At 62.8% G+C, this 26,983-nt stretch carries 24 protein-coding genes; 13 read left to right on the forward strand and 11 right to left on the reverse strand.

What is annotated here, in order from left to right; genetic code table 11:
* The first annotated feature begins 66 nt into the window (after nt 1-66).
* The 8 genes from UC35_RS15800 to UC35_RS23690 all read left to right on the forward strand — a co-directional run bounded on the left by UC35_RS15800 (nt 67) and on the right by UC35_RS23690 (nt 6,736).
* On the forward strand, nt 67-1,785 hold the full coding sequence (locus UC35_RS15800; RefSeq protein WP_061501341.1) for an urease subunit alpha: 1,719 nt from the start codon (nt 67-69) through the stop codon (nt 1,783-1,785).
* 39 nt (nt 1,786-1,824) lie between these two features.
* Nucleotides 1,825-2,463, forward strand: a complete 639-nt coding sequence (locus UC35_RS15805) for a hypothetical protein (protein WP_227820343.1) — start codon at nt 1,825-1,827, stop codon at nt 2,461-2,463.
* Nucleotides 2,429-3,172 carry an urease accessory protein UreF gene (locus UC35_RS15810; RefSeq protein ID WP_061501343.1) on the forward strand — a complete coding sequence of 248 codons (744 nt, stop codon included), beginning with the start codon at nt 2,429-2,431 and terminating at the stop codon, nt 3,170-3,172. Before UC35_RS15805 ends, UC35_RS15810 begins: the two co-directional genes overlap by 35 nt.
* Complete coding sequence (gene ureG / locus UC35_RS15815; protein WP_415752709.1) at nt 3,169-3,816, forward strand: urease accessory protein UreG; 648 nt, start codon at nt 3,169-3,171, stop codon at nt 3,814-3,816. The genes UC35_RS15810 and ureG overlap by 4 nt, the downstream gene beginning before the upstream one ends.
* 6 nt (nt 3,817-3,822) lie before the next feature.
* Entirely contained in the window at nt 3,823-4,731 is a 909-nt protein-coding gene (locus UC35_RS15820; RefSeq protein ID WP_061501346.1) for an urease accessory protein UreD, read from the forward strand.
* Between the two features lie 21 nt (nt 4,732-4,752).
* Nucleotides 4,753-5,154, forward strand: coding sequence for a hypothetical protein (locus UC35_RS15825; protein WP_061501348.1), 402 nt, complete (start codon nt 4,753-4,755; stop codon nt 5,152-5,154).
* A gap of 30 nt (nt 5,155-5,184) precedes the next feature.
* Nucleotides 5,185-6,342 (forward strand): HoxN/HupN/NixA family nickel/cobalt transporter, encoded by a 1,158-nt coding sequence (locus UC35_RS15830; protein WP_082793291.1) that lies wholly within the window; start codon nt 5,185-5,187, stop codon nt 6,340-6,342.
* A 133-nt stretch (nt 6,343-6,475) separates the two neighbouring features.
* Complete coding sequence (locus tag UC35_RS23690; RefSeq protein WP_145979497.1) at nt 6,476-6,736, forward strand: hypothetical protein; 261 nt, start codon at nt 6,476-6,478, stop codon at nt 6,734-6,736.
* A 46-nt stretch (nt 6,737-6,782) separates the two neighbouring features.
* Here the strand turns inward: UC35_RS23690 and UC35_RS15835 are convergent, their stop codons facing one another.
* The 7 genes from UC35_RS15835 to UC35_RS15865 form a co-directional block, all read right to left on the reverse strand.
* A complete protein-coding gene (locus tag UC35_RS15835) occupies nt 6,783-8,339 on the reverse strand; it encodes a TolC family protein (protein ID WP_061501350.1) in 1,557 nt (518 codons plus the stop codon).
* Nucleotides 8,311-10,305, reverse strand: a complete 1,995-nt coding sequence (locus UC35_RS15840; RefSeq protein WP_061501353.1) for an FUSC family protein — start codon at nt 10,303-10,305, stop codon at nt 8,311-8,313. The genes UC35_RS15835 and UC35_RS15840 overlap by 29 nt, the downstream gene beginning before the upstream one ends.
* Nucleotides 10,283-11,329: a multidrug transporter subunit MdtN gene (mdtN, locus tag UC35_RS15845; RefSeq protein WP_061501355.1), complete on the reverse strand. Its 1,047-nt coding sequence runs from the start codon at nt 11,327-11,329 to the stop codon at nt 10,283-10,285. The genes UC35_RS15840 and mdtN overlap by 23 nt, the downstream gene beginning before the upstream one ends.
* Before the next feature lie 2 nt (nt 11,330-11,331).
* Entirely contained in the window at nt 11,332-11,601 is a 270-nt protein-coding gene (locus tag UC35_RS15850) for a YtcA family lipoprotein (RefSeq protein ID WP_061503870.1), read from the reverse strand.
* Nucleotides 11,602-12,032: 431 nt separating this feature from the next.
* Nucleotides 12,033-12,944 carry an alpha/beta hydrolase fold domain-containing protein gene (locus UC35_RS15855; RefSeq protein ID WP_061501357.1) on the reverse strand — a complete coding sequence of 304 codons (912 nt, stop codon included), beginning with the start codon at nt 12,942-12,944 and terminating at the stop codon, nt 12,033-12,035.
* A gap of 204 nt (nt 12,945-13,148) precedes the next feature.
* A complete protein-coding gene (locus UC35_RS15860) occupies nt 13,149-15,488 on the reverse strand; it encodes a TonB-dependent receptor (protein WP_061501359.1) in 2,340 nt (779 codons plus the stop codon).
* A gap of 115 nt (nt 15,489-15,603) precedes the next feature.
* Nucleotides 15,604-16,221, reverse strand: a complete 618-nt coding sequence (locus UC35_RS15865; protein WP_227820344.1) for a TetR/AcrR family transcriptional regulator — start codon at nt 16,219-16,221, stop codon at nt 15,604-15,606.
* A 232-nt stretch (nt 16,222-16,453) separates the two neighbouring features.
* Here UC35_RS15865 and UC35_RS15870 point away from each other — a divergent pair, with 232 nt between their 5' ends.
* The 3 genes from UC35_RS15870 (at nt 16,454) to UC35_RS23215 (ending at nt 21,187) form a co-directional block, all read left to right on the forward strand.
* Nucleotides 16,454-18,508: a beta-glucosidase family protein gene (locus tag UC35_RS15870; protein WP_061501361.1), complete on the forward strand. Its 2,055-nt coding sequence runs from the start codon at nt 16,454-16,456 to the stop codon at nt 18,506-18,508.
* Between the two features lie 59 nt (nt 18,509-18,567).
* Complete coding sequence (locus UC35_RS15875; RefSeq protein WP_061501364.1) at nt 18,568-19,890, forward strand: MFS transporter; 1,323 nt, start codon at nt 18,568-18,570, stop codon at nt 19,888-19,890.
* A gap of 94 nt (nt 19,891-19,984) precedes the next feature.
* Nucleotides 19,985-21,187: a lipase family protein gene (locus UC35_RS23215; RefSeq protein ID WP_082793293.1), complete on the forward strand. Its 1,203-nt coding sequence runs from the start codon at nt 19,985-19,987 to the stop codon at nt 21,185-21,187.
* 156 nt (nt 21,188-21,343) lie between these two features.
* Here the strand turns inward: UC35_RS23215 and UC35_RS15885 are convergent, their stop codons facing one another.
* Complete coding sequence (locus tag UC35_RS15885; RefSeq protein ID WP_061501368.1) at nt 21,344-21,793, reverse strand: VOC family protein; 450 nt, start codon at nt 21,791-21,793, stop codon at nt 21,344-21,346.
* Nucleotides 21,794-21,986: 193 nt separating this feature from the next.
* The gene (locus UC35_RS15890) at nt 21,987-23,132 is read right to left on the reverse strand and encodes a winged helix-turn-helix domain-containing protein (protein ID WP_158513915.1); all 1,146 of its coding nucleotides are present in this window, start codon (nt 23,130-23,132) and stop codon (nt 21,987-21,989) included.
* Nucleotides 23,133-23,222: 90 nt separating this feature from the next.
* Here UC35_RS15890 and UC35_RS15895 point away from each other — a divergent pair, with 90 nt between their 5' ends.
* Together UC35_RS15895 and UC35_RS15900 are read left to right on the forward strand one after the other, a co-directional pair.
* A complete protein-coding gene (locus UC35_RS15895; protein WP_158513916.1) occupies nt 23,223-24,296 on the forward strand; it encodes an alpha/beta fold hydrolase in 1,074 nt (357 codons plus the stop codon).
* Nucleotides 24,297-24,501: 205 nt separating this feature from the next.
* Nucleotides 24,502-25,245: a choice-of-anchor D domain-containing protein gene (locus tag UC35_RS15900; RefSeq protein WP_061501374.1), complete on the forward strand. Its 744-nt coding sequence runs from the start codon at nt 24,502-24,504 to the stop codon at nt 25,243-25,245.
* A gap of 146 nt (nt 25,246-25,391) precedes the next feature.
* Here UC35_RS15900 and UC35_RS15905 read toward each other — a convergent pair whose 3' ends face one another.
* Nucleotides 25,392-26,477, reverse strand: coding sequence for an alpha/beta hydrolase family esterase (locus tag UC35_RS15905; RefSeq protein WP_061501376.1), 1,086 nt, complete (start codon nt 26,475-26,477; stop codon nt 25,392-25,394).
* A gap of 16 nt (nt 26,478-26,493) precedes the next feature.
* Complete coding sequence (locus UC35_RS15910) at nt 26,494-26,919, reverse strand: hypothetical protein (RefSeq protein ID WP_061501378.1); 426 nt, start codon at nt 26,917-26,919, stop codon at nt 26,494-26,496.
* Nucleotides 26,920-26,983: the final 64 nt, after the last annotated feature.

Genomic DNA, 26,983 nt, shown 5'->3' on the forward strand with positions numbered 1-26,983 from the left:
GAGGCGCGCCAAGGAAGGGGGCTTCAAGTCGACAAAGTCCGGCAAGAGCAAGTAGGAGGTTCGAACATGTCAACAATCTCGCGGCGGCAGTACGCGGACCTCTACGGTCCAACTACCGGAGACAAGATTCGCCTGGGCGACTCGGATCTCTATGTCGAAATCGAAAGGGATCTGAGGGTCTACGGCGATGAGTTGGTGACAGGCGGCGGAAAGACTCTTCGTGATGGGATGGGCTCCGACAACCAAATCACGCAAGAGCAGGGTTGCCTCGATCTCGTCATCACCAATGTGACGATCCTCGATCCAGTGCTGGGCGTGATCAAGGCCGATGTCGGCGTTCGCAATGGTCGCATCGCCGGCGTCGGGAAAGCCGGGAATCCCGCCACGATGAATGGTGTCACCCCGGGACTGGTTACGGGCACCGCAACGGATGCGATCACCGGTGAGCACTTGATTCTGACACCTGCCGGGATGGACACGCACATCCACTACATCTGCCCGCAACAGATTGCTGCGGCACTATCGAACGGCACGACGACGTTCTGGGGGGGCGGCATCGGCCCGACCGACGGATCCAACGGAGTCACGTCCACGAACGGCCCCTGGAACCTCGAAATGATGCTTCGGTCGGTCGAGAACTTGCCCATCAACGTCGGCTTTCACGGAAAGGGCAACAGCAGCGGCATCGCGCCGCTGGTGGAGCAACTTCGAGGCGGCGCCGCAAGCTTTAAGATTCACGAAGACTACGGCTCGACCCCGGGTTGCATACGTACTTGCCTGTCCGTGGCTGACGAATACGACGTCAGCGTCTCGGTCCACACCGACACGCTGAACGAATCGGGCTTCGTCGAAGATGCCATCGCCGCCTTTGAAGGGCGAACGATCCACACGTACCACACCGAAGGCGCGGGTGGTGGTCACGCGCCTGACCTCCTGAAGGTGGTCGGGCAGCCGAATGTCCTGCCCAGCTCGACGAACCCCACGCTGCCATGCGGCGTGAACTCGGTGGCCGAGTTGTTCGACATGATCATGGTGTGCCACAACCTGAACCCGAAGATCCCTTCGGACGTGGCGTTCGCCGAGAGTCGTGTGCGCGGGGAAACGATCGTGGCCGAAAGCGTGCTTCATGACATTGGTGCGATCTCGATGATCAGCAGTGACTCACAGGCCATGGGGCGGGTTGGAGAGACCTTCCTTCGCTCGATCCAGACCGCCGATGCGATGAAGAAAGCGCGCGGCAGGCTGCCGGAAGACGCGCCGGGCAATGACAACTTCCGCGTGCTGCGCTATCTGGCCAAGGTGACCTTGAATCCATGCATCGCGGCGGGCATCTCCCACATGCTGGGCTCGATCGAGCCTGGGAAGCTGGCTGACTTGGTGCTGTGGGAGCCTGCGTTCTTTGGGGCGAAGCCCAAGCTCGTACTCAAGGGCGGATTCGTGGCGTGGGCCAACATGGGTGATCCGAACGCCTCCCTGCCGACGCCGCAGCCGATGTTCTATCGCCCGATGTTCGGCGCATTTGGATCGGCGCTGCAGAAGAGTTGCGTCACTTTCATCTCTCAGGCGGCATACGACCTCAAGGTGCACGAGAAGTACGGACTGGGCCGCATCGTCGAACCAGTCCGGCAGACCCGTGTGCTGACCAAAGAGCACATGGTTCGCAACAGCCTGGTGCCGAACATCGACGTCAATCCAGAGACCTTCGCGGTGACGGTTGACGGCGTGCACGCGACGGTGAAGCCTCCGAAGACCATATCGCTCAACCAGCTGTATTTTTTCAGCTGATGATTGACCTTCCAAGGCTTTGCCCCAAGGGAGATTCGCGTGTTCAAAACGGTGATTCGAAAGGTTCTAGGAAACGCTTCGCAGCCAACGTGGAAGGACCGGCTCGACGCGGCTCATGTCGATGTGTTGCACCTCGACCAGTGGCAGGCCCAGAAAACCCGATTCCGGCATACGACGGAAGGGGGTCTGGACCTGGCAATCTCCCTCGAACGTAATGTGCATCTTCGGGACGGTGATGTACTGACGTGGGATGATGCTGCGAGAAGAGCGACTGTCGTGCGAGTCGATTTGCAGGACGTCATGGTCATCCGGCTCGATGCGCTGTTTGGCCGCTCGCCCGAGGACATCGCCCGGACTTGCGTCGAACTGGGTCACGCGTTGGGCAACCAGCACTGGCCCGCGGTGGTCAAGGGGACGGCGGTCTACGTTCCCTTGACGGTCAACCAGGCTGTGATGAACTCTGTGATGAAGACGCACGCTTTCCACGAGATCACCTACGAGTTCGCGCCTGGCGCGGCGATCATTCCCTACCTATCTCCGCGCGAATCTCGACAGGTGTTCGGGGGCGCCGATGCCGTTCCCCATTCGCATCACCATGGGCTTGAGCACAGCCACGACCATGGTGAAGCGATCGAGCATGACCATGACCATCCGCATCACGACCACCCGAGACACTAGGATAGATCTTGGTGGGGTGAACACGCGGATCGGCGCAGCGGTCCGTCTACTGCAGTTCGGGGATTCGCTGCTGCCTGTGGGGTCGTTCACTTTTTCAAACGGTATCGAATCTGCAGTTCAGTTGGGCGTCGTTCACGATGCCGACACATTGGGTGAGTTTGTGCACGCAGCGCTCCAGCAGGCGGCCGGTTCGGACGGGGTCGCTTTGCTCGCAGCATTCAGGGGTTCCACCGCTTGCGATGATGCGCTCATCGATGATGCGGATCACGCGGTCTTCAACCGGAAGCTCAATGAGGAGTCGCGGACGATGACAGTGAGGATGGGCCGCAAGCTGGCAGAAATGGCAGCTTATGTTATCGGCCCTTGCGCCGCTAGCTCGTGGCTCGAACGCATCCGAGCAGACGCAACGCCGGGCTGCTACCCGATCGCCCAGGCTCTGGTGTTCTGCGCGCTTGGCCTGTCCGAACAGGAAGCATTCGCCGTCCACCAGTACGGACTGGCAAGCATGATGACTGCAGCCTCGTTAAGGCTCATGAAGCTTCACTATCTGGATGCTCAAGTTGTGCTTTTGGAGAGCAATGCGCGTGCCGAAGACGACTATCGCCGCATTGCTGGTCTTTCCATTGAAGACATGGCTGTCTTTTCGCCTGTCATTGACGTATTGGCCGCCAATCACGTCAGGGCGACCGTGCGGATGTTCATGAACTGACGAGCAGGAGCTCTCAAATGAAGACAATCACGCGTATCGGTGTCGGAGGTCCGGTCGGCTCGGGTAAGACGACGATTGTGGAAGCCATCACTCCAAAGTTGCTCGATATGGGAGTGCGTGTGCTCATCATCACGAACGACGTCGTCACTACTGAGGACGCAAAGCACGTTCAGCGCACGCTCAAAGGGGTATTGGTCGAAGAGCGAATCCTGGGTGTCGAGACGGGGGCCTGCCCGCACACTGCAGTCCGGGAAGATCCAAGCATGAATATCGCCGCCGTTGAGGATATGGAGGCGCGGTTTCCGGAGACTGATGTTGTGTTGATCGAAAGTGGCGGCGACAACTTAACACTGACCTTCAGTCCCGCATTGGTGGACTTTTTCATCTATGTCATCGATGTCGCGGCTGGCGACAAGATTCCCCGCAAGAACGGTCCTGGCATCAGCCAGTCAGACATCCTCGTGATCAACAAGACCGATTTGGCCCCCTATGTCGGCGCCAGTCTTGAGGTGATGGACCGGGATTCGCGATTCATGAGAGGTGACAAGCCATTCGTCTTCACGAACTGCAAGACGGGTGAAGGTATTGATCGCCTGATAGAACTCATTCTGGAAAACGTGCTGTTTGATGTGACTCCCCAGTAATGAATCATGCAGGTTTTGGCGTCGGAGCTGGCCTCCTATCAGGATGAGCCCAAGCAGCTGGCGACAGGGGGGCTGGGCAAGGAAGCGCTCTTGCGATTGAGGTTCGAGGCCCGCGCCGAGCGTTCGATCCTCGCGTTCATGGAGAGAAAGGCGCCCCTGCTGGTGCAAAAGGCGCTTTATTGTGATGAGGGGATGCCGGATACCCCTGTGGTTTACATCATCACGACGTCCGGAGGCCTGGTACAGGGTGACAGATACACCGTGGAGTTCGATATGCGTCCCCGCGCGCGCGCCCATGTCACGACACAGGCAGCCACCAAGATCCACGAGATGGATGCGAACTACGCGGCCCAGACACAAGAGTTCTTGCTGGACGATGGGGCGTATCTCGAGTATCTGCCGGAACCGATCATCCCTTCCAGGCATTCGCGCTTCCACTCCCGCACGCGCGTCAGGATCGCCGAATCGGCGACCCTGCTCTATGCCGAGACGCTTTTGGCCGGTCGACTGCACTATCGAGAGGGCGAGCGTTTCCAGTTCGACGTCTATTCGTCCAGCGTAAGTGCCGAGCGACCGGAAGGAGCGAAGCTCTTCACGGAAAAGCTGCTGATAGAGCCGGAGCATGCCGATGTCCGCAACATCGGCGTCATGGGCAACTTCAATGTCTTCGGCAGTGTCGTGCTCCTTACTCCACGCGAACATGCTGCGGCAATTCAACAGACGATGGGTGCGCAATGGAGTCGGGCCGGGGAATGGGCAGACGGCGCGAGCCGGCTTCCGAACGATGCCGGATTGGTCTATCGGGTGGTGGCTGCCGATACCCAAACCGCACGCGAAAGAATCAGAGCCTTCTGGAAGTTGGTGCGACTGCAAGTAGCCGGATGCCCTGTGGCCAATCCCTTCCCGTGGCGTTGACGCAACTCGGAGGCAATTGCCATGGACACTGCTATGAATAGACAGAGTGAGATCGCTTCGCTCTACTCGAATCTTCGCCAGAAGAGCGTCGTCGTTCTTATCGTTCTCGCGCTGTCGTGGATCTTCGTCATTTGGTCGCTGTACATCTCTCGCAAGACAGGCACTGACTGGTTCTCTCGGTCAGGTTCGATCATGGGACTCGCGGGCGCCGCATGCACGTTCAGGCTCTCGGGCGTCTTGCAAGGCAGCCTCGTGACTGCGCTACGACACAATCTCTCCACCTTGTCACGGGAGCTCGAGATATTTCTCGATCCGGAAGGCACCTACAAGCTGGCTTTGTATCTCAGCTACCTGACAGGCATCGTCGGGACGGTGATCTGGGGATACGGAGACAAGCTGCTTCAGCTCTTCTTCCCTTCTTGAATTCGCATCCCTGTTCGGATCGATGACGCCATGCCTCAGCGCCTCGCGAATGTCGGCGGCCCTGACAAACAACAATCGTCATCCGCAACACTGATCGCGACGGCATTCGCGCCGGCCGACTGGTGGCGACTGCTGACTTTCTACGGTTTCGTTGTCGCGCTCCACGCGATTGGCTGGGGAATCTACCTGCACTACTCGGCAAGCCATCCTGCACTTCTTGGACTCGGTCTTGCCGCCTACATGTTTGGATTGCGGCACGCCTTCGACGCGGATCACATCGCAGCCATCGACGATACCGTCCGACTTCTTGTGCAGAAGGGCGGAAATCCAATGGGTGTCGGCTTCTTCTTCTCTCTGGGCCACTCGTTCATTGTGTTCGGTATGGTGGCAATCATCGCCGGAATGACCCACGCAACCAAAGCTGAAATCCCCCTTCTGAGGGAGATGGGCGGCGTGATTGGAATGACCGTCTCCGGTGTCTTCTTGTGGGTGGTCGGACTGTTGAACCTCGGAGTTCTTCTCCAGATGCTCAAGGTCTTCAGACGCGACGATGACAAGCAACATCGCCACGCACATATTGAGGAACTGCTCAAGCGGCGAGGGCTCATCAGTCGTATTCTCTCAGGACGCCTGCAGCGAATCATTGGACATAGTTGGCAGATGTTGCCGCTCGGCATGCTGTTTGGCCTGGGCTTCGATACAGCCTCGGAAGTCGCACTACTTGCGATGTCGGCAGGTGCGTCGACAGGGGATTTGCCTCTCGCTGCCGTGTTGGCGCTTCCTGTCCTCTTTGCCGCAGGCATGTCGGCTATGGACACCACCGACGGAGTGCTGATGGTTCGAGCCTACAACTGGGCGTTCGTCAATCCATTGCGCAAGATCTTCTACAACTTGACGGTTACAGGGATCTCGGTCGCCGTCGCGCTGGTCATCGGGTCGGTCCAATTGCTTCAAGTGCTCGTTGCATGGTTGCGCCTCGCAGGGCCATTCTTTGATACCGTGGCCGCCATCGACATGGGGGGGCTGGGTTACCTGATCGTGTCAGTGTTTATGCTCGCTTGGCTAGTCTCGTGGATCGTCTGGAGATTCACCGGCGTTGAACAGTGGCACGGAGGCCACGGCCATGCCCACTCTCACGAACACAAGCACGACTCAGGAGTTCGACACTCCCATCGACACTTTCACTAGGGCCCGCGGGGGGCAGGCGTTCCCCAAACCCAAGCTCAAAACCTGGTGGACACGTGGGAATCTCTGGGAGGCAGCAGACGACGTCTGCTTGAGTTGAAGGTCAAGTCAACCTTGATCACTGAAAGGAAGCGCCATGAACCGCCATATCGTCTCGGCAATCGTCACTGCAGCCACAGTCATCGTTATTGTGGGCTGCTCATCAACGACCTCGATGGGAGCTTCGGGATCCGGGTCGTCGGCGTCTTCGGTGCCCTCGATGGGATCCGCAGAAAACGACAGTTTGTGCCGGAGCCTGCGCAGCTACCGGGACCGCGGCGTCACGCCCGAACTGCAGGAACAGTGCTTCAGGCAACTGGGCCTGGAAGACTGCCACAAGTGCCTGACGGCGCCGTGATGGTCTTGCCGTTGGGTGATCGCCCGCTGAAGCGATGTTTGAGGCTCTACTTGGAACCAACGCCTAGCGCGGATACATCACCAAGGCCACCCGTAGCGAAAGCGAGGGTCGCTGCCGATGCAAGTGCCGCGCTGCGCGCGTCCGTGGTGGCATTGCTTGCTTCGAGAAACTCTGTCTCCGCAATCGTGGCATCGGTGACCGAGCCGACGCCATTCCGGTATGCATCGAGTGCGGCGTCGAAGGTGGTTCTTGCGGCGGCTTGGAATGCCGAGGCGGCATCGTAGGCGGAAAGGCTGGTCTCAAGCGCGTTGTGGGCGGCCACGATTTGCTTGACCGCATCATCGCGTGTGCGCTCCAGAGAGGCTTGTGCGCGGTCGGCATCGATTCGCGCACGCTTCAGCGATGCGTCACGAAAGCCTCCATCGAAGATTGGAATGGTGATGCCCATGACTACGATGGAACCGTATCGCGTGCCTGAGATGTTGAGGGTCGGCGCCTGGTCGCCGAATCCCGGTAGGGAAGAGACACCCACCACGCGGCCCGAGTTGTAGCTGCCTGTGGCTGCAAGGAAGAGTTTAGGCAGGAACTCTGCTCTCGCCGCCGCGATTCCGGCCTCGCTCGCCTTCTGCGCGGCATAGGCGGCGAGCATGTCGGGCCGACGGGCCAGCGACTGCGCGATGATGCCATCGATCGACTCCATCATCGCCGGCGAGAGCTTGCGGTCCGACAGATCCTCCACCTTGATCTGGGTGAGGGGAGAAATGCCCATAGTCGTAAGCAGTGCCAGATAAGTGTTCTGTGCTGCGCCGCGCGCCTGGACCTGCCCAAGGCGGGCCCTTGCCGTGAATTGTTGTGCCTTGGACACCTCGATCACGGTGCCGATGCCACGCTTGAAGCGCTGCTGCGCTGCTTCTTCCACGTCGGTTGCGTTCTTCAGAGCCTTGTCCGCCGTGTCCACGTGCGCTCGCGCAGCGCCATGTGCATAAAAGGCCAAGGCCACGTCATGAATCAGCTTTTGATGCACGCCGGTGAATGCAACGTTCGCCGCCACCGACAACTGCTCGGCTGCTTGCACCACCGCGGAGCGCTTCCCGAAATCGAACAGCAGCCATTGCAAGGAGAGCGTGGAAATTGTGCCGGATGTTGTTGTGGTGTTGTTCTCGCTGAGGTTCAGCAAGGAGGTCTCGGTGCGAGCGCGCTGATGAGCCCCGACGACGCTCGCTGAGATATGCGGCAGGTAGGTGCTCCGCGCCACGCCGGCCGCAAGCGCCGCATTGCGGGCGATCGACCATGCGATTCGCGTACTCGGATTATTCGACTGCGCGATGTCGATCAATTCCGGCAGCGTGTAGACATGCGCGGGGTCGATCATGGTGGCCGGTGGCGGCAGCGTACTGAGCGCCGAATTCGACGGCAGCACATAGGATGAGGCTGCCGTTGACTCTCGCGCGGGTTGAATGGCGCCGCTTGTGTCCGTTGTTGGGCGCCATGGCCGATCGTGGCTGATCGGCGCGAGTTCCAGTGCAGAACCTGCACAGCCCGCGAGCACTACATTCATAGCCGCAATCACCACCCTAGGCGGCCACATGGATTTCTCCTTCATGTCGGGCCCCGCGTGTCACGGTCGAAGCCACGGTGATGCTCAACTCCAGTTGATGGATCTGCTGGTTGATCTGGTCGCGCAGAGAGCGGAGCGGCCCGCCAGTGGGGCTTTGGGTTGGACTCGTGCGCACTATGGCTTTTCCGATTGAAAGTTGGTCAAGCCAGGTTCCGGCGTCACGTGAAGCTTCGAGGTCACGACAGGCGAGCAAGAGCAGCGGAGACTCAAGTGCGCCGATATCCTGCGCGATGCGCTTGCGTTCTTGCAACCAGGCGTTGTCAGGGCGCACAGAAGTCGGTTCATAGCTGACGAGTTCCAGGTTGTCTTCGACCTTGCTCATCAAGACCCGTACATCGGCTGCCGCATCCAGGCGCGCAGACGAATCTTCCGTACTCGCCATGTGAGCCAATCTTCGCAGCACGGCCGAGAGATCTGCATCGATTCGCGTTGCCAGGCTGACAGGCCAGACCTGGGAAAAAGCAAAAAACGCGACAAAGTTGCCGAACAGGATTCCGATGACGCGATCGCGCGCAACAACGAGATCGAATGATGGCTCTGGGCCCTGGATCACGCACAGGAAGAATGCGAAGGCGATCTGGAAACCCGCATATGCGATTCGCGGACCACCCCCTGCGACCCATGCCGAGGCGAATGCGCCCGCAAAGACGACCAGCATCAATCCGCCGATGGAAGTGATCGACGGCATGACGAATACCAGTACCGCGACACCGAGTGCCGCTCCCACCAGACACCCGCCAACACGCAGCACGAGCTTCTCCATGCTTTCTGCCAGGCTCGACAAAGAGACGATGAAAATGGTGATGAAGCACGTATGAATTCCGGGCCAGTCGAGCAGTGAGTAAGTCAGATAGCAAAACATCGCCGCCCCCGTTGTCTTGAGGGCGTAATGAAGATGCACGGGGTTGATGAAAGCGTCCGGCAGAAAAAACCCCGCCTTTGTGTGCTCCTTCTTGTCGTGAGTCGTGGTAGGGGCCGGCTCGGCAAACTGTGAAATCGTTTCGTGCAGAGCCACGCCCAAACTCGCCTGGTCTGGAGCGGCCGACTCGTATGTCGGTCGGGATGGCGATACGTTCGCTGGGTAAGCGCCCGATTGCAGGATGGCTGCCATACCATCCAGTTCGTAGGCATAGGCCTCACGCGCAGACCGATCCGGCATCGAATGAGGGGTGCGAACGCCAAACTCCAGCCACGAACGCAGGGCGGTTGTAGAGCGTGTCGCCTGACGCAGAGCCGCCAGTTCCGTGGGCTCGGACGTTCGCTCGATGCCGGCAAATCGCAAGTGGGCCTGGATATCGCCATCGCCGCCGCGGGTCCACTTTGCGAGGTCCCGGATCGCGCGTTCATTGCCAGCCCGAAGCACCGCTGCGGCCACTCTGAGACGCTGCGCCAGCGCCTTTTGGAGCAGCAGCCGCGGTGGCGGGCCAATGAGGAGATTCACGACGAAAGACACGCCGGCCGGAATGGCGACGAATAGCCACGCGTAGAGGATGGCTCGCGTGGCTAACTCCGCTGCAGGCACATTGCCAAGCACGTCCAGCGCGTAGGCGACGATCAGCGCCATGATTGCGCCCACGGGGCGCAGTTTGCTGGCTGAGGCCAGGTATAGCATGCCGAAGGAAACCGCGGTCATGGTGGCGACACGCCACGGCGGCTGGTCAAGCACGTATCGAGCTGCCAGCCCGATGAACCCGATCACGATAGTGAAAACGACCAACAGCACCACGCATACGAGCAGGCTCATGGCGCGGTCACGCCGATTGAGAAAGAAGACAATGTAGACCGTGAGGGCAGGCTCCGGTGTGCCGTAGATCTGGACCACCAAGGTGGTAGCGGCGCATATCAACGCCACCCTTGTCGCGAATTCAAGCCGTCCTGGTTCGAATGCGAGCAGGCTCAACCAACGTCGCCCGGACGCGCCGCTCTTCTCATCGGCGGCATGCGGCGCCATGTTCGACCTTAACAATGGCACTTGCGCCAAAGCGCATGAGCTCAGGCGGTGGTTCCTCGAGCTTGATTCGCACCGGAAATCGGTGCGCGACTCTGACCCAGTTTAGCGACGAGGCCACGTAGGGAACCGAACGCGGTACATTGGCCCGCTCGCCGGGCAGGACGCCCCAGCCGATGCTTTCCACCTCGCCTCGGATTGCCTTGGCGCGATCGATCATCGAATAGACAGTGGCGCAATTTCCGATGGTGATCTGTTGCAGATCCGTTTCCCGCATGTTGGCGATCGCGAACCACTCGTCCGTCACGATGAGTGTGAACAGCGATTGAGAAGGCGCAACGATTTCTCCGGTCTTGACGGCCAGTCCGACAACACGTCCATTGTGAGGTGCCACGACCGTCGTTTCCTCGAGCGACCTTTGCGCGATGGCCTGCGCCGCGATGCCTGCCTGCACGGAAGCTGCCGCACCGGCATCGGAGTCGACAGCACGCTGCGCCGCAAGCGCCTGCTCCTTTGATTGGCGCAAGGATGTCTCCGCGTCACGCAACGCCACTTGAGCCTGATCAAGCTGTTGCGCCGGTACGTACCCCTTGTCGGTCAGCGGCTGGAGCCGCCCCTCCGTGCGTTCACTCAGCCCGTAGTTGGTTTCAGCCTTTCTTGACTGAGCGCTCGCGATGGCCGAATTGGAGCGCTGCGTAGCCACAATTCGGCGCTGCGTTTCGAGCGCAGCTCGCGCCACTTCGACGTTCGCAGTGGCTTGGGCGACGGCCAATTGGTAAGGCACTGGATCGACCTGAAACAGCAGCTCGCCCTTGCGTACGAGTTTGTTCTCGTGCACTGGCAGCTTCACCACCCGACCACCGACCGTCGCGGCCACGTGGACAATCTCGGCATCGAGGTTTGCGTCGTCCGTCGAAGGCCGGCTTTGGCTCGCGACGACAATGGCAAAGACAATCGCCGCTGCGATGATGGCCAGCGACAGCAGCAGCCAGATCGGCCGTCGACGTGAGAAGCTACGTGCTTCCATCGTCACCACCCCATCCAGAGGAGCCAAGCCAGCAGACCCGCCATCAGACCGATCGAAGCGCAGACGAAAAGTTGAAGCGGAAGCAGCTGGGCGAGGCCGGTTGCAACGAACACAGCTCGTGCAGCGAAGGCGATGACCACGCCAACCAGACTCGATGCCAGCCATGCTGGAAAGTAGGCGCCGGCTACTTCCAGTGTCGGTGCTCCGGTGCAGGCAATGCAAAGAACGGCGGCAGCCAGCGCGGTGCACCGTAGTGCGTGGGCGACATTCATCGGTCTATCTCCCTTGCACGACGCCAACCAGGTTGGCATTACTCGGAATGGAGAGCGTCCAGTCGTGGAAGGTCGCTGCACACGACTGCATTGGTGAGTGTGGCAGCGATCCGAAGACCGAGCAAGTTCAACTATCGGTTAAAGCCCCGATCAGCAGGAACTCCCGAATGAAAATTTGCGCAACGCGCTTTGCGAAGTAGACGGTTTGGTGCGCAGGGCAATGTGTGTGCCGTGCTACGCGCTTCCAGGCTGCGCCCGGTGAGCTGGGCAGTTTCCGGCTTGTCGATGCGGAACCACGTTGCGCGCAATGGCTGCGACTGCGCGAGCCGATCGCCAAAGCTTCCGCTGGCGTTGCAATCACATGAGATTGAGACAACAGCGGACGATATTGTTTAGCGACATGAGATTGAGACAACAGCGGACGATATTGTTTAGCGGGATTCGTTCAATTCACCGCGCACGATGTTTGCCAGCATGGCTCGTGCCGGTCGTGCTCGCGCAAGCGGCAAAAGGGGCCAGACATGGATCATGTCTGGCTCTTCGATGAACCGCACCGGTACCGCCTCCAAAGCGGCGTTGTGCACCAGCGCTCGGCATTCACCGACGAAGAGATCTTGGCCGCCGATCAGCACCGTGATTCGTCCCAAACCCCTCAGCGGTCCGTTCAGCGGGCTCAACTGCGGCAGGGAGAGGTTTTGGCCCTGCGCCCACCACAGCGCGGCCTGGGTCAGTCCCGGGAGATCCAGCCAGGGGTCTCGGATTTTGGTGCTGGTGCTGCGGGCATGGGCCATGGTGAGGTCCAGCCACGGCGAGATGAGCACCATGTCACGCGGGGCGGGCCGGCCGGTGGCGACCATGCGCTGGGCCAGCGCTAGTGCCAGTCCGCCGCCAGACGAATCTCCCATCAGCACGAGATCGCCGGCCGCAGCCACGGGCTCCAGACTGCTGTAGACCTCTTCGAGCATGGCCAAGGCCTGCGTATGACCACTTTCGGGAGCCAATGGGTAGATTGGCACATGCGCCGGGCACCCCGTGGCGCGCACCAACTCGGTAACCAGGTTCCAGTGCTGAGCCGACATTTCCGCGACGTGGGCCCCGCCATGCAGGTAGAGCAAGCGTGTCCTTGCCGTGGGCTGGTAGGGGGCGATTACATAGCAATCGCGTCCCTGCACCGTATCCTTTCGCATGGTGAGTCCGGCTGTCAGTGCCGCCGATGGCGCAGGATCGACTGCCATCCGATCGAGATGCACGGCCTTGCGCAGGCCGTCGGTGCTTTCGAAGCGCTTGCGCCGGCCACTGAGCTTGAGCAGCAGCCTGAACAGCGGCAACGGCAGCACTGGCATGCGGCTCAAGATGCGTAGCCAGGGGCGCGGGCCCGGAGCCCGTCCCGGGACGCGACTGCTTCGATGACGACATTCGCACCCGCATGAGCGGGCGCGAGCATGGAAAACCGGTTGACGGAAGTGCAGCCCAAGATGACGGTCTTCAATGGGCCGTCGCCGGCGGCCCAAGCTTGCATCATCGCGCAGTCAGCGCCTCAGTGGGCATCAGGTCCCGAAACGCACCGTTGCGGTCACGCCGATCGTGCGATAGGCATTGGGCCCCACGAACTGCGAGACCACTCCCGGCGCGCCCAGCGTCGGCTGCGGCATCAACCGGTCCGCGTAGCGCTTGTCGCCCAGATTCCGGCCGAACAGCGTGACCTGCCAGCGGCCGTTCGGGGCACCCAGCCCCACGGCGGCGCCGAAAAGGCCATAGCCGCCTTGCACTAGGCTCGGGTCGCCTGCCGCCGAATAGGTGACGTCGCCGCGCCACGCGTAGTCGGCCTGCGCAAAGGCCTTGTACCCGCCCACGACCCAGTCGTAGCGGCCCATCAGGAAGGCGGTGAAGCGAGGCGAGTTGACCAATCGATTGCCCGACCCGTCTGTCACCGCCGCACCGGTCGGCGAGGTCCGGATGCACTGGCCCGGCGATGTGCGCGGCGTGCCGAACGGCAGCACCGGCTGGCCGGCATAGCAGGGGATGTTCTGGAAGTCCTCGTAGTGGGCATCGATGTAGGCCATCGCGCCGCTCAGCGTCAGCTGCTTCGTGATGCGCGAGTTCGCCTCCAGTTCCACGCCCTGGGTATCCAGACGCCCCGCGTTGGTCGTGCGGAACCGGGCCGGTGTGACAGTCTGGTCGAACACCTGGGCCTGGAAGTCTTCGAAGCGGGTCTTGAACACCGCAGCGCTGAATAGGGTGGTGCCTCCGAACAGCAACGAGCGCAAGCCCGCTTCCAGCGTGGTCGGGATCTCGGGTTTGATGACGGCCACCGGGCCGTTGCCGTTGTCCAGGAACTCCAGGCCCGGACCCTTGTAGCCGCGCGCAGCGGTGACGTAGGCCATATCATCGCGAGTCAGGTCATGCTGCGCCGTGAGACGCCACGACAGATTGTTCGCGCCGGTCTCGCCTCGCGTCTTGCCGTATGCGTAGCCCGGGCGGGGGATAGTCGTAGACGGCCGCGATGCGTAGTCCAGGGTGACGGTCTCGTCGGTGTAACGCAAGCCAGCGCTGAACTTGCTTGCGCCAACACGCACGCCGGCCTGTCCGAAGGCCGCGGCACTGCGGTTCCTGGTCGTTGTGTCCTGGATGACACCCACATTGGCCCCCGCCGGCACGCCGAAGGGGGTGAACAGACCTCCGAAATTGCCCGTCTGTTCTTGCATGGAGTCGTTGGTCTGCTCGCTCCAGTAGACCCCGCCGACCCACTCCACGCGGCCGCCGTCGGGCGACGTCAGTCGCAGTTCCTGCGACTTCTGGCGCAGGTCGCTGGCGCCAAGGTTGATGTCCAGGATGTTGATCGGCAGGATGTCCGGGTCATTGTTGTTGACCGTCTTCCAACCGCGTGCCGCCGTTACCGAGGTCAGCGTCGCCCATCCCAAGTTGTAGTTCAGTTCCGCCGACAGGCCGCTGTTCTCGTTGTCTGAGTAAAAGGGGGCGTTGGCAGCGATCTTGTCGTTCCTGGGCCCGGGCACGATGCCATTGGCGGCGTTGAGCGTCGCGAAGGTGGTCCCGGGCGGCGCTGAGCGAGCAGTCCATGTACAGCAGAGCGCGCTGGACTTGCCCCAGTCGCCGATCACGTAGAGATCGAGGTTGTCACCAAGTTGGAACAGGGCTTTGGCACGAACCAGCTTCTCGTCGCGGTCGTTGAGCGTCTCGTTCCGATAGACGTTCTGGACGTAGCCATCCGCGCGCGTGGTGGCGACGGCCAGCCGGAAGGCGGCGCTGTCGCTGACGCCGGCATTGGCCACCACTTCTGTCTTCACTTCGTTGTGTGCGCCGCTATAGGAGACCGTCCCCTCTGCCGAGAACTGGTCGAAGCGAGGACGCTTGGTGATCACCGAGATGAGGCCGGCCGAGGCGTTCTTGCCGAACAGCATGCCCTGCGGACCGCGCATCACTTCGACGCGCTCGACGTCGATCAGGCCGCCGGAGCCCTGACCAGAGCGCGCCAGAGAAACGCCATCCACCATGAAGCCAACGCTCTGTTCGACGGTGTCCGCGAACGCGGACGTCCCCACCCCGCGCATCTGGAAGCCTTCGCTACGGGTGTCGGGTCCGGCGGTGAAGTTCAGGCTCGGCGACAGCTGCTGGAGGTCGGTAGCCTTCGTCACGCCCAGGGCCTTGAGGTCGTCCGCGCCATAGGCGCTGACAGCTTGCGGCACGTCCTTGAGAAGCTCCGCGCGCTTCTGGGACGTGACCACGACGGTCTGGAGCTCAGCCCTCTTGGGCTCGGGCGCTTCGGCGGTCTGTGCCGCGGCGTGCCAGCCGGCCGTGGCGCCCCCCATCAACAGGGCCACACACGCGGCGTTCACGGCGCTGCGCCGCCTGACGTGGTATCGATTCATCTTTGCTTTGCCTCCAAGTTGTTTGCGCTCGATTCCTGTCACTTACTTTGCTATCTATAAGTGAACAAGGCAAGCTAGCAATAACCCGCAGCGCGGGTGCCGCAGGGTTCGGAACTCAGAGCAGGTCGCGGACGAGGCTGCGCACGATCGCGTGCTGCAACGCAAAGGTCGGATCGTCGCCTCGCAGCGAGCGACACACGGTGATGCCGCGGTAAAGTGAAACGGCGAAGTCGCGCAGAAGGGCCATGCGCTGCTCGTTCACGGGCATGGCTCGGACGATATCGGCCCAGAATTGCTGGAAGCCGCGGTCGCGTCGCTCGATCACGGGCTCGACGACCGCGTGGCAACGCGGATCGCGCCGCGCCGCCAGCAGCAGCTCGATCAGCGCCCTCTGGTTTACGCTTGCGGTCTGCTCGAAAGCGGCCTCGACGAAGGCGAGTATGCGCTCCTGCGGCGTGAGCGACTCGGGCGCGGCTGCGCGGAAGTGAGCCGCCATTTCGTCATAGATGCTTTCGGCCGTCGCCGCCATCAGCTGGTACTTGTTGTCGAAGTGGTACGACAGGGCGGGCTGCGTCAGGCCCAGGCGCTTGGCCACGCCGGTCATCGACGTGCCGGCGTACCCGTGCTCGGCCAGGCTCTCTTTCGTGGCCTGCAGGATGCGCGCCTGGGTCTGAGCCGACATTTCCGCGTTGCTGATGCGTGCCTTCTTGCTTGCTGCGTTCGATGCGGTCATGGTGCGAATTCTCGACGATGGCATCGCCACGTCCTTCCTTCATGCAAACCCTGATTGGCGTGCAGCGCAAAATCACACTAACATTGTGCGCTATAAGTAAATGAGCGGCGTCCACACCATGCCTTTGCCCACGTTGGCACAAACCACTCCATCGCGCTCGGATCCCGCGACCCAGCGGAGCGTGACTGACTCCCGCGACCCCGACAGGCGTGCGGCCGAAACAGAAGCGCAGATGAGTGACGACGAGCGTTTTCAACTGCTGCACGGCAGGCTCGCGATTCCCTGGCCGGGGCTGCCATCGCCACCAGCGCACTGGAAGATTTCGTCCGGCCGCGTGCCCGGCATCCCGCGGCTGGACATCCCGGACCTTGCCGAAACGGACGCCAGCCTCGGCATCATCAATCCGTTCGGCCTGCGCGAGGGCGACGTGGCCACCGCGCTCCCGGCCGGGCAGGCGCTGGCGGCGACCTTCAATGCCAAACTTGCGCACGACAGCGGCGTCATGCTTGGCGCCGAGGCCCGCGCCAAGGGTTTCAACGTTCTGCTCGGCGGTGGTCTCAACCTCGCGCGGGACTTCTATTGCGGGCGCAACTTCGAGTATCTGGGCGAGGACCCGCTGCTGGCCGGCGTGCTGGCCGGCGAGTCGGTGCGCGGCTCGCAGAGCCAGGGCGTCATCGCGACCGTCAAGCACTACTCGCTGAACGTGCAGGAAACGCTGCGCGACACGCTGGACGCGCGCATCGACGAGACCGCGCACCGTGAATCGGACCTGCTGGCATTTCAGATTGCTATCGAGCGTGGGCAGCCAGGGGCCGTGATGGGCGCGTACAACCGGATCAACGGCGAGCACGCCAGCAGCAATGCGCACCTCTTGACTTCAGTTCTCAAGCAGGACTGGGGTTACCCGGGGTGGGTGATGTCCGACTGGGGTGCGGTGCACAGCGTCGAGAGCTTCAACGCCGGGCTGGACCAGCAAAGCGGCGCGACGCTCGACCGTCAAATCTGGTTTGACGGGCCGCTGCGCGAGGAGCTCGCGGCGGGCCGCGTGAGCCGCGCGCGACTGTCCGACGCCGTGCGTCGCATTCTGCGCTCGGTCTACGCCGCAGGTGCGGACCGGCCGCTCGAAGAGAGTGCCATCGACTACGTCGCGCATGCTCAGGTGGCGCGTGCGATCGCGGCTCAGGGCATGGTGCTGCTGAAGAACGACGGCGTGCTGCCGCTGTCCGACGCCGGCGCTGGACCGGTCTTGGTCGTGGGCGGCCAAGCGCACATTGGCGTGTTGGCAGGGTACGGCTCCAGCATGGTCACCCCCGTGTGCGGAGTTGCAGCCAGCATTCCCGTGGGTGCGCCGAGCGGCTTTGGCCAGCGCAGCCGGCAGGTCTACTTTGCTTCGTCGCCAATGGAGGCGCTGCGCAACGCGCTGCCGCACAGGCAGTTCAGCTATGACAGCGGCTACTTTCCGCAGACCACGGCCGCGCGAGCGGCGCACGCATCGCTGGTCATTGTGTTCGCCACCCAATGGCAAGGCGAAAGTATGGATGCGGACAGCCTGACGCTGCCGCAGGGGCAGGACGCGTTGATCGCGGCCATCGCGCAGGCCAACCCGAACACCCTCGTCGTGCTGCAAACCGGCAATCCGGTGCGAATGCCATGGCTGAAGCAGGTGCGCGCCGTGCTGCAGGCATGGTACCCGGGGCAAGAGGGCGGGGCAGCCATCGCCGACGTGCTCAGCGGCCGCGTCAACCCCTCGGGGCGGCTGCCGGTCACCTTTCCGCTGGCTGAATCGCAGGCACCGCGCGCGCGTGCCCCTGGCTTGGGTGCGCCCGACGGCAAGTCGCTCACCGTCAACTATTTCGAAGGCTCTGACGTCGGCTACCGCTGGTACGCAAAGCACGGCTTGCGGCCGCTCTTTGCGTTCGGCCATGGCTTGTCGTACACGCACTTCAAACATCTCGGCCTGAAGCTGGCACTCGAGGGCAACACGCTGGTCGCCCGGTTCGAAGTCGAGAACATCGGTGAGCGCCTTGGCGCCGATGTGCCGCAGCTTTACCTCGTCGAAGCTGCAGGCCAACCCGTGCGACGCCTGGTCGGCTTCGAGCGAGTCGAGCTGCAGCCTGGTGAGCGCCGTGCTGTGCAAATGACAATCGACGTCCGTCTGCTCGCACGGTGGGAGGGCGAGGGTTGGTCGCAGCATGCCGGCCGCTATCGCTTCGCCCTGGGCCGCTCGGCGCTGAAGATCGGGCGCCGCGTTGGCATCGTGCTGCCGCAGCGCACGCTCCCCCCATGATGGCCCCAGCCTGGATCAACCACACTTAGTTCAACCCATAGCATCTCTGCCTCAATCGCATGACCCTCGCGACCTCGCCCACCGCCGACGTTTCGGTCCCCACCCACGCGCTTGACGGCCTGTACCGCCGCATCGCATGGCGACTTCTTCCGCTGCTGTTTCTGTGCTACGTCGTCAACTTGATCGACCGCGGCAACGTCGGCTTTGCCCAACTCCAGATGAAAGACGCGCTGGGTTTCAGCGACGCCGTCTATGGTCTGGGCGCAGGAATCTTGTTTGTTGGTTACTTGCTGTTCGAGCTGCCGAGCAACATACTGCTCAAGCGCTGGGGCGCCCGTGCGACCTTGCTGCGCATCATGGTCCTGTGGGGCTTGGTTTCCGTGGCCACGATGTTCGTGCGCACGCCCGAGCAGTTCTACGTGGTGCGCTTCATGCTGGGCGTGTTCGAGGCGGGCTTCTTTCCCGGCGTCGTCTACTACCTGACCTTCTGGTTTCCGCAGCAGCGTCGCGCACGCGTCGTCGCGCTGTTCATGATGGGTGCAGTGGCCAGCGGGCTCGTCAGCAACCCGCTGTCGGGCTGGATCCTGTCGGCGATGGACGGCCTGGGTGGGTGGGGCGGCTGGCAATGGATGTTCCTCGTCGAAGGGCTGCCGGCAGTGCTGCTGGGGTTCCTCGTGTACTTCACGCTTCCCAACACGCCGGCCGATGCACAGTGGCTGAATGCTGACGACCGGCACCTGCTGAATGCTGACCTGCGCGCGCAGACGCAGGCCGAAGCCGCGCCAACCGGGCAGGTGCTTCGGCGCATGATTGCCAGCCCCGTCGTGTGGCTGCTATGCCTGGTCGGTTTCTGCATCACCTTCAGTGCCTACTTCATTGGCTTCTGGACGCCGACCCTGATCCGCGGCCTCGGCGTGACCGACTTGCGCTTGGTCGGTTTGTACGCAGCTGTGCCCAGCGTCTTCGGCGCCGCGGCCATGTACTTGTGGGGGCGCCGCTCGGACACCAAAAACGAGCGTCAGTGGCACTGCATGTCAGCCATCTTGGTCGGCGCCGTGGGACTGCTCGCCATCATCTGGACGTCTCCGCGACTGGAATGGACGATGGCGGCATTGACGATCGCTGGTGCGGGCCTCATTGCGGCACTGCCCGTGTACTGGGCGCTAGTGACGAGCCGCCTGGAACCCATGGCGGCGGCTGTTGGCATCGCGTTCATCAACAGCATGGCCAATCTGTCTGGCGCGATCAGCCCGGCGCTTACCGGCGCCATCAAGGCGCGCACTGGAAGCTTCGACGGCGGCATCGTGATCTGCGTGGCGCTGTTGGTGCTTGGTGCTCTGGTGGTCGGGTTGATGGCGAAGCCAGCGGCGAGCAAGACCTAAACCCGGCCCGCATCCCCATCTCATCGGTGCTTGTTGGTCGTGGCAGTGGTGGATAGACACTCTGTGATGCTATGCATCCGAGGGGAACCAGCACATGAACGCACTGCGATGGATCCGTCGAGTAGCGGGTACTGTCATTGTCCTGGGCTGTCTGTCACTCATGTCTTGGATTGCAGCCCGTCCCACCAAGCCCGATGCGTTCTATGACACGCCGGATGCCTTGCCGACACAGCCCGGTGTCCTTCTCCGGCAAGAAAAATTCACCCGCGGGGTGCCTGCTGGTGCGCAGGGGTGGCGCATTCTCTACACCACGACACAAGCAAGCGGAATGCCTACCATTGCGGGCGCACTTGTCATTGCGCCGCATGGTAGATCCGCCACCGCGCATCCCGTTATCGCCTGGGCGCACGGAACCACCGGCGTGGAGGCGGGTTGCGCGCCTTCCTTGCTCGAGAAGCCCTTTGCCAATATGCCCGCACTCGAACAAGCCATTGCGAGTGGATGGGCCGTTGTTGCCACGGACTACCCTAGCGGACCAAGCCCTTACCTGATAGGCGAAGGGCAAGCGCGCGCGGCGCTCGATGCAGTTCGCGCCTCGAGGAGCATGCCAAGTTTGGCGATGTCACGGCAGGTCATGGTCTGGGGCCACTCGCAGGGCGGCAACGCGGCCTTGTGGACAGGAATGATCGCGCCTGACTACGCGCCCGATGTTCACCTTGCCGGCGTGGCGGCATTCGCGCCTGCAAGTGACCTGCCAGCGTTGATCGACAATGCGCAACACTCGCCCGTTGGACGCATCCTGTCATCCTTCGTGCTGCGCGCCTACAGCGAAGCCTATCCCGACGTGGTCTTTAGCGCCTATACAGATGGCTGGGTTGGGCTGCTCTCACGCGATATGGCGGGCCGCTGCCTCTCGGGCGCGCGAGCCCTGTTGTCCGTCGCCGAGGCATTGATCATTGGACGCAGCATCTTTCGTGTTCCACCGACCTCGGGGCCACTGGGCGTCAGGCTCGCAGAAAACACACCGAACAGAAACATCTCCACTCCCTTGCTGATTGCTCAGGGCCAGAACGACGATCTCGTGCTGCCCAACGCGCAGCACCGGTTCGTGGCGCGACGATGTGCAGCCGGGCAAATGCTGGACTACCGACGCTATGAAGGTCGCGATCACCTGACGCTGGTCGCGCCAGATTCTCCGTTGGTTGCAGACCTCGTGCAATGGACGCGGGAGCGGTTCGCGGGCGCCGGGCAGAGCGGATGCCGGCAGATTGAGATTGCCGGACCTATCCCACGGTGAGCACATTTCGACTCCAGTGTCCTCGTGCCGATGGCGCTGGCTCGCTTGGCAACCTGGCGATGAGCGAGATGGCCAATCTCGCCGGGACCGCTGAACCGCGCTGCCGGACTGTGCGGTCATGATGAGTTCGAGGCGTGGCGTTCTCCCGCCTCCCGGTTAGCCGAACTTGATGGGTTCGCCATTGACGGCCCAGCTCACGCCGAAGCGATCGGTGAGCATCCCGAACGTTTTGGCCCAGAACGCGGGCGCCAGCGGCATCGTGACCTGACCGCCCTGCGACAGCGCATCGAAGACGCTGTGTGCTTGGGCTATGGTGTCGTACTCGAGGGCGAGCATCACGCCCTTCACGCCCTCGTACGGCATACCTGGCGGCATGTCGCCTGCGAACAGCTTGGCGCCGCCGGGAAGCGCCAAACAGGCATGCATGATGCTGTCGCCGCTGGGCGGCGGGCCGTCGCTGCAACCGCTGTCACCTGCGGCCGATCTGGGCATCTCGGAGTAACTCATCATCGTCTCGATCTTGGCGCCAAGCGCCTTCCCATAGAAGGCGAAGGCGTCGCGGGTGTTGCCGTCAAAGCTCAAATAGGGGGTCAGGGTATTGGGCATGGTGTGCTTCCGGGGTGAAGGTGAAAGGGTTCGATGTGCTCAGGATTCGAACGAGAGTCTCATTGCGCGGAGGCGCCATTGCGTGACGGTTTCGCCGCGCTGCCACTTCGATTTCGATTGCAATACGTCCGTTCGAGGTCATGCAGCAGCGCGACGGCACTGGGACCGCCTGCCTTAGGCTCGCTTAACGTGGCTAGGCTGGCAGGCCGGCCCGCCGCAGCCCTTCGTAGAACCGCGTCCGCTGCTGCCAGAAGACCGGGTTGCGCGAGCGCTCAGTCGCTTTCAGGGACGCGCATGAGTGAGCGCCCGAAAGCCTGCCGAAAGCCTCAAGGTGCTGTCGTGCAAGCTCTTCGCGGCCCTGAAGCGCCTCGATCACGGCCAGCCACTGGTGGGCGAGCCCGGCCGCAGGGTTGAGTTCGAGCGCCGCGCGGAAATGCGTACTCGAGTCCTGCTCGCGCCCGACGTGGAAGTCGACCATGCCGCGCACGAACTGCGCCTGGGCTTCCAGCTTCGGAGACCGGGAGCATGCCAAGGCTTGCGCAATGTGCGGTCGGGCCGAATGCGCGTTGCCGAGCTCGAGCTGGATGATGGCCATCCGCAAGTGGGCGTGCGCAAGCCGCGGCTCGAGTTCGACCGCGCGGCGAAAGCCCGCCCAGGCCTCGAAATGGAATCCCTCAAGCATCGCCACATGGGCGCGTGCATGGTGGGCCAGTGCGTTGCGTGGCGAGAGCCGCAGGGCTTCCTTCGACGCCTCGCGGGCAATGCCGACTTGCCACTGCGGCGAAGCTGACCAGCGGTTCAGCACGTCGATCACGTGACTGAGCGCGATGCCGTTCAGTGCTTCCACGCGCCGACGCCCCAACATGTACTCGGACTCAAAACGGCGGCGGGCGTCGGCCACGGCCTCCACGCCGGCCAGGCTGCGCAGTGCTTCCCAGGCCTGATCGAGGGAATCAACGGCCATGGCCGCGGGAGCCGACGTGGTGTGCACGGGCCAGCAGGGCAGTTCGGCCAAATCTGCGCTCAAGCGAAGGCCGCGCCGCGGCACGGTTTGCAACAGTTGTCGCCCGCCATCGTCGAGCGCGCGGCGCACTTCGACCACGCACTGATTGATGGAATCGTCGACAACCACGACGCTCGGCCACAAGACATGCATCAGTTCCTCTCGCGCAACCAACTGGCCTGGCCGGCGTGCGAGATAGCACAGAAGCTCCCAACTCTTCGGTCGCAGGTGGATTTCCCGCCCGCGGTGCAGCAGCGTGGCGCGTGACTCGTCGAGGACGAAGTCACCGAAAGCCACACGACGCGGCGTGCCGGAACCGGCCTGGGACCTAGCCATGACGCCAAAGTTTCGCATCTTTTTCGTACAGCAGGAAACCGCTTCGTGACATGCTTCCCAAGGTCGAAGCGCTAGCGAAAGGAGATGAGCATGGCAAGGATCAGGAGGAAGGTGGCCCGTGCATTCGCCTTTGCATTCGTGCTGGTGTCAATTGCGTCCCCTGCATGGAGCCAGCATGAGGCCGTGCATCGCATCGCGAGTTTTCAGTTTGAAAGCGGCGCAACGCTCGACGACATGAAGGTCGGCTACGTGACATACGGACAGCGCACTGCCAACGATGAGAACGTGATTGTGCTGCTTCCGCCCACCAGCGGCTTGAAGAACTGGGCTGCTGCCCACATTGGCAAGGGCAAGCTGTTCGACCCGGAGAAGTACTTCATCGTCTCGATTGATGCGATCGGCGGCGGCACCTCGAGCCAGCCGCGTGACGGACTCGGCGCACGATTCCCGCAATACAACATCCGCGACATGGTGCGCGCGCAGCACGAGTTGCTGACAAAGGCTCTGGGGATCCAGCGCGCACTGGCGATCTGCGGGGCGTCGTCGGGTGCCTACCAGGCACTCGAGTGGGGAGTGCAGTATCCCGACTTCGCACGAAGTCTGCTGCTGTGGGCCGGTGCGGCCCGGGCCGACATGCAGGTCAAGTCCATCGTCGACGGAATCGTGGCGACCCTGACTCTTGACCCGGCGTTCGCGTCGGGCCAAGCGGTGCCGGCAGGCGGCGATGCCGTGCGGCGTGCATCGACAGTGTATTTTCCATGGCTCGCATCGGAGGCGGGGCTGAACACCTTTGCATCGGACGAAGAGCTGGTGAAAGCCGAGGCTGGGTTCGCAGACAACTGGGCGCGCAACTGGGATGCGATCGGGCTGGCTTGGCGCTACCGCTCGTCTCGCCTGCACAACGTAGGCGAGGGCCAGGGCGGCAAGGTGGCGGATGCGCTGCAGCGTGTTACAGCCGCCGTGTTCATCCTGGCCGTCTCGACCGACCGCACCCATTCGCTCGCGCTCAACGAGGAAATGCGGCAAGGCCTGCGCAACGCGAAGGTCACTTGGTCCGTGCTGGACAGCCCGCGCGGCCACCTCGCGGTATTCCGCGGCCCGGGAACAGCCGAGTTCGAATCGGTGCAGGGCCGAACCCGCGAATTCCTGGATTCACTGCGCTAGCGGCACAAGACCGATGGCTAGCCCGGCTGTGCAGCGCGCCCGACCACGGCGTGTCGTAGGAAGCAGCTCGACGATGCTAGTGGTGTGTCGGCGACCGAATGCCGGACAGTTTGCGGGAACGTTTCAAAGCGTTTGCTGATGCGGAGCAAAGCGGCGGACGGTATTCGCCTCTATACCCAAAACTCCACTTCATTCCTCACACCACATGTCCAGTTTGAATCGCCTCGCCGGCTTTGCCATGGCTGCACTCAGCCTCGGATCCTCGGCGGAGACTACGCCCCAGGTGCTGCTGTCCCTGGATCCGCCGCAGGCCGTGTTTGCGCGCACCCCTGTCGGTCAGACGGCACGCATCACGCAGACGTTGACGAACTTCGGCAAGGTGGCGGCTCCTAAGGTCTGGGTCGAGTTCGCGGCGTCAGGCAAGAACACCTGCCAAGGCAAGCCCCTGGCCGCCGGCGCCAGCTGCACGTTCGAGACCGTGTATTCGCCGACCGATGCCGGCACCCTCAGCACGGTGCGGCGCATCCTTTCCGACTCTGACCACCCTGCGAGCGGCGTGGTGCTCGTGTCCGGCATCCATGGAACATCCTCCGACGCCCCGACGGAGGTCAGCCTTACCCCCAGCCTGGTCGAGTTCGGCGATCCCGTGATGGCCACCACGCGATGGGAAACACTGAAGCTGTCGAACAATGGCAAAGCGGCGTTGGAATTGGTCAAGGTTTGGCCCGGATATGGCGGCTTCACCGTCGACTCGAAAGCCTGTCCCTCCACGCTGGCAGCCGGCCAAAGCTGCGAGATCAAGGTCAAGTACACGGCCGAGCACCCCGAGGACGGCTTCGAAGGCCTCTCCGTCACCTTCGGTACCGGCCACATCGTGATGGCCAGCCTGTACCGCAGCAGCCAACGATTCGTCGAACAACGCAGAGCCCGCCCAAGCCCAGGGCGATAACTTGCGTTGTGATCAGGCCCAGGGTTGTATCTGCGCGGCGCTTCCACGATGCCGTGGAGAAGCGGCCCCGCCGTCCTCTGCGGCCTAGCGGTCACGTAATGTGGGTGGCGTGACCATGGCTGCTTTGGGTTGATCGTGGGAGTGGATCAGCCCCCGAGTCGCGGGTGTTCCAGGAAGAACCGCAGCATCTCTTGCGTCGCGTCCGGCCCGGTGGGGTCGGTGTACGTACCGTTCCGGCTGCCGCCCGACCACGCATGGCCGCTGCCGTGCACCACCCAATGTTCCGCCAGCACCTCGCCCGCGACCGAGCGGTGCAGATGCCGCGTGAAGCTGCGCCCGCCCGCGGCCTCGTGCCGACGCGCCTCTGGCTCGGCATCGACGCCACCGGCGCTTGCCCTGACCACGTCGCGTCCGTTGTCGGGGTGCACGGTGGCGTCGGCGTCGCCGTGGAAGACGATCGTCGGCAGGCCCGGCGCGCTGGAGGCAGTGGTGACACCGCCGGAGCGCATGGCTGCCAGCGCAGAGGGCAGGTCTTTTGCGGCGCCGCAGGCTAGGCCTGAGTGGACACCCACGGCGGCGTAGAGGTCCGGGTAAGCAGTGCCGAGGATGGTCGCCATCGCGCCACCCGCCGACAGCCCGGCAACGTACACGCGCGCGGGGTCGATGTCGTGGCGCGCCATCACATGTCGCGTCATGGCGGCAAGCAGCGACGCTTCGCCCCGGCCGCGCTGCTGGTGGCTGTGCTTGAACCAGTTCCAGCAGCGCTGGGGGTTGGCCTGCCGCGACTGCGCCGGATAAAGCACGAAGCAGCCCTGTGCGCGGGCGGCCTGGTTCATGCGCGTGCCAGCGGCGAAATCATCGGGGTCCTGGGTGCATCCGTGCAGCATCACCACCAGCGGCAGCGGCCGCTCGCCGGCTTGCGGCGGCACATAGAGCTTGTAGTCGCGCTCCGTGCGGCCGTCGCCACAGCGCCCGGAAATGAACACGCCCTCGGCCACGCTCGGCGTGGAGCCTGGGTCGTCCTGGTGCTTGGGCTCGGCTGCAGGTACTTTGATCTCGCGCGCTTCAACGTCCAGGACGATATCGCCAGGTACGGTCGGCCTGCTCGCCGGAACGGGCATGGCGCTGGAGCCGTTCAGAGCCGCCTGGATGGCAGCGGTCGCGGCCGCCAGGTCGCCTGCGCGCACAAGGCGCGTGGCGTCCTGCATCAACTGTTGAAAGTTCGGTTGCATGGTTTCCTGGTAAGCGTCAACGGATGCGTTTGCTCAACGCAGCCCTCACCGCAGGACTGGCGTGCAGGGCACCCAGGACGGTCAGCGAGGAGATCGTGGCGAGCGCCAGTTCAGGCGTGACGGACGGGTCAATAGTGGCCAGGCCGAGCACCCGGACATCGAGCTTCTCGCCGGCAGCCCTCAGCGCCTGCAGGTCCGCCTTGGTCAGGTGGAGGACACCCAACGACAGCGTCTTGCGCGCCGCCGCCTGTCGCACTGAGTCGCCATGGACGGTCAGCAGGTTCCTGGTGGCCGTGCGGATGAAGTCCGTGCGGTTGGCGTAGAAGCCTTCCTGCACCAGCAGGTCGATCTGCCCCAGGTCCACGCAACCCAGGTTGATGGTGATCTTCTCGTCCTGTGGCTTGGGCGCGGCGCTTAGGGACTTGCTGCTGGCTCTCGGCATGGAACCATCTTAGCACCATCCACTTGGATGGCAAGTAGCGTCAAGATGAGCCGCTTCACGGCTT

This window comes from Ramlibacter tataouinensis (assembly GCF_001580455.1).
Lineage (GTDB): Bacteria > Pseudomonadota > Gammaproteobacteria > Burkholderiales > Burkholderiaceae_C > Ramlibacter > Ramlibacter tataouinensis_B.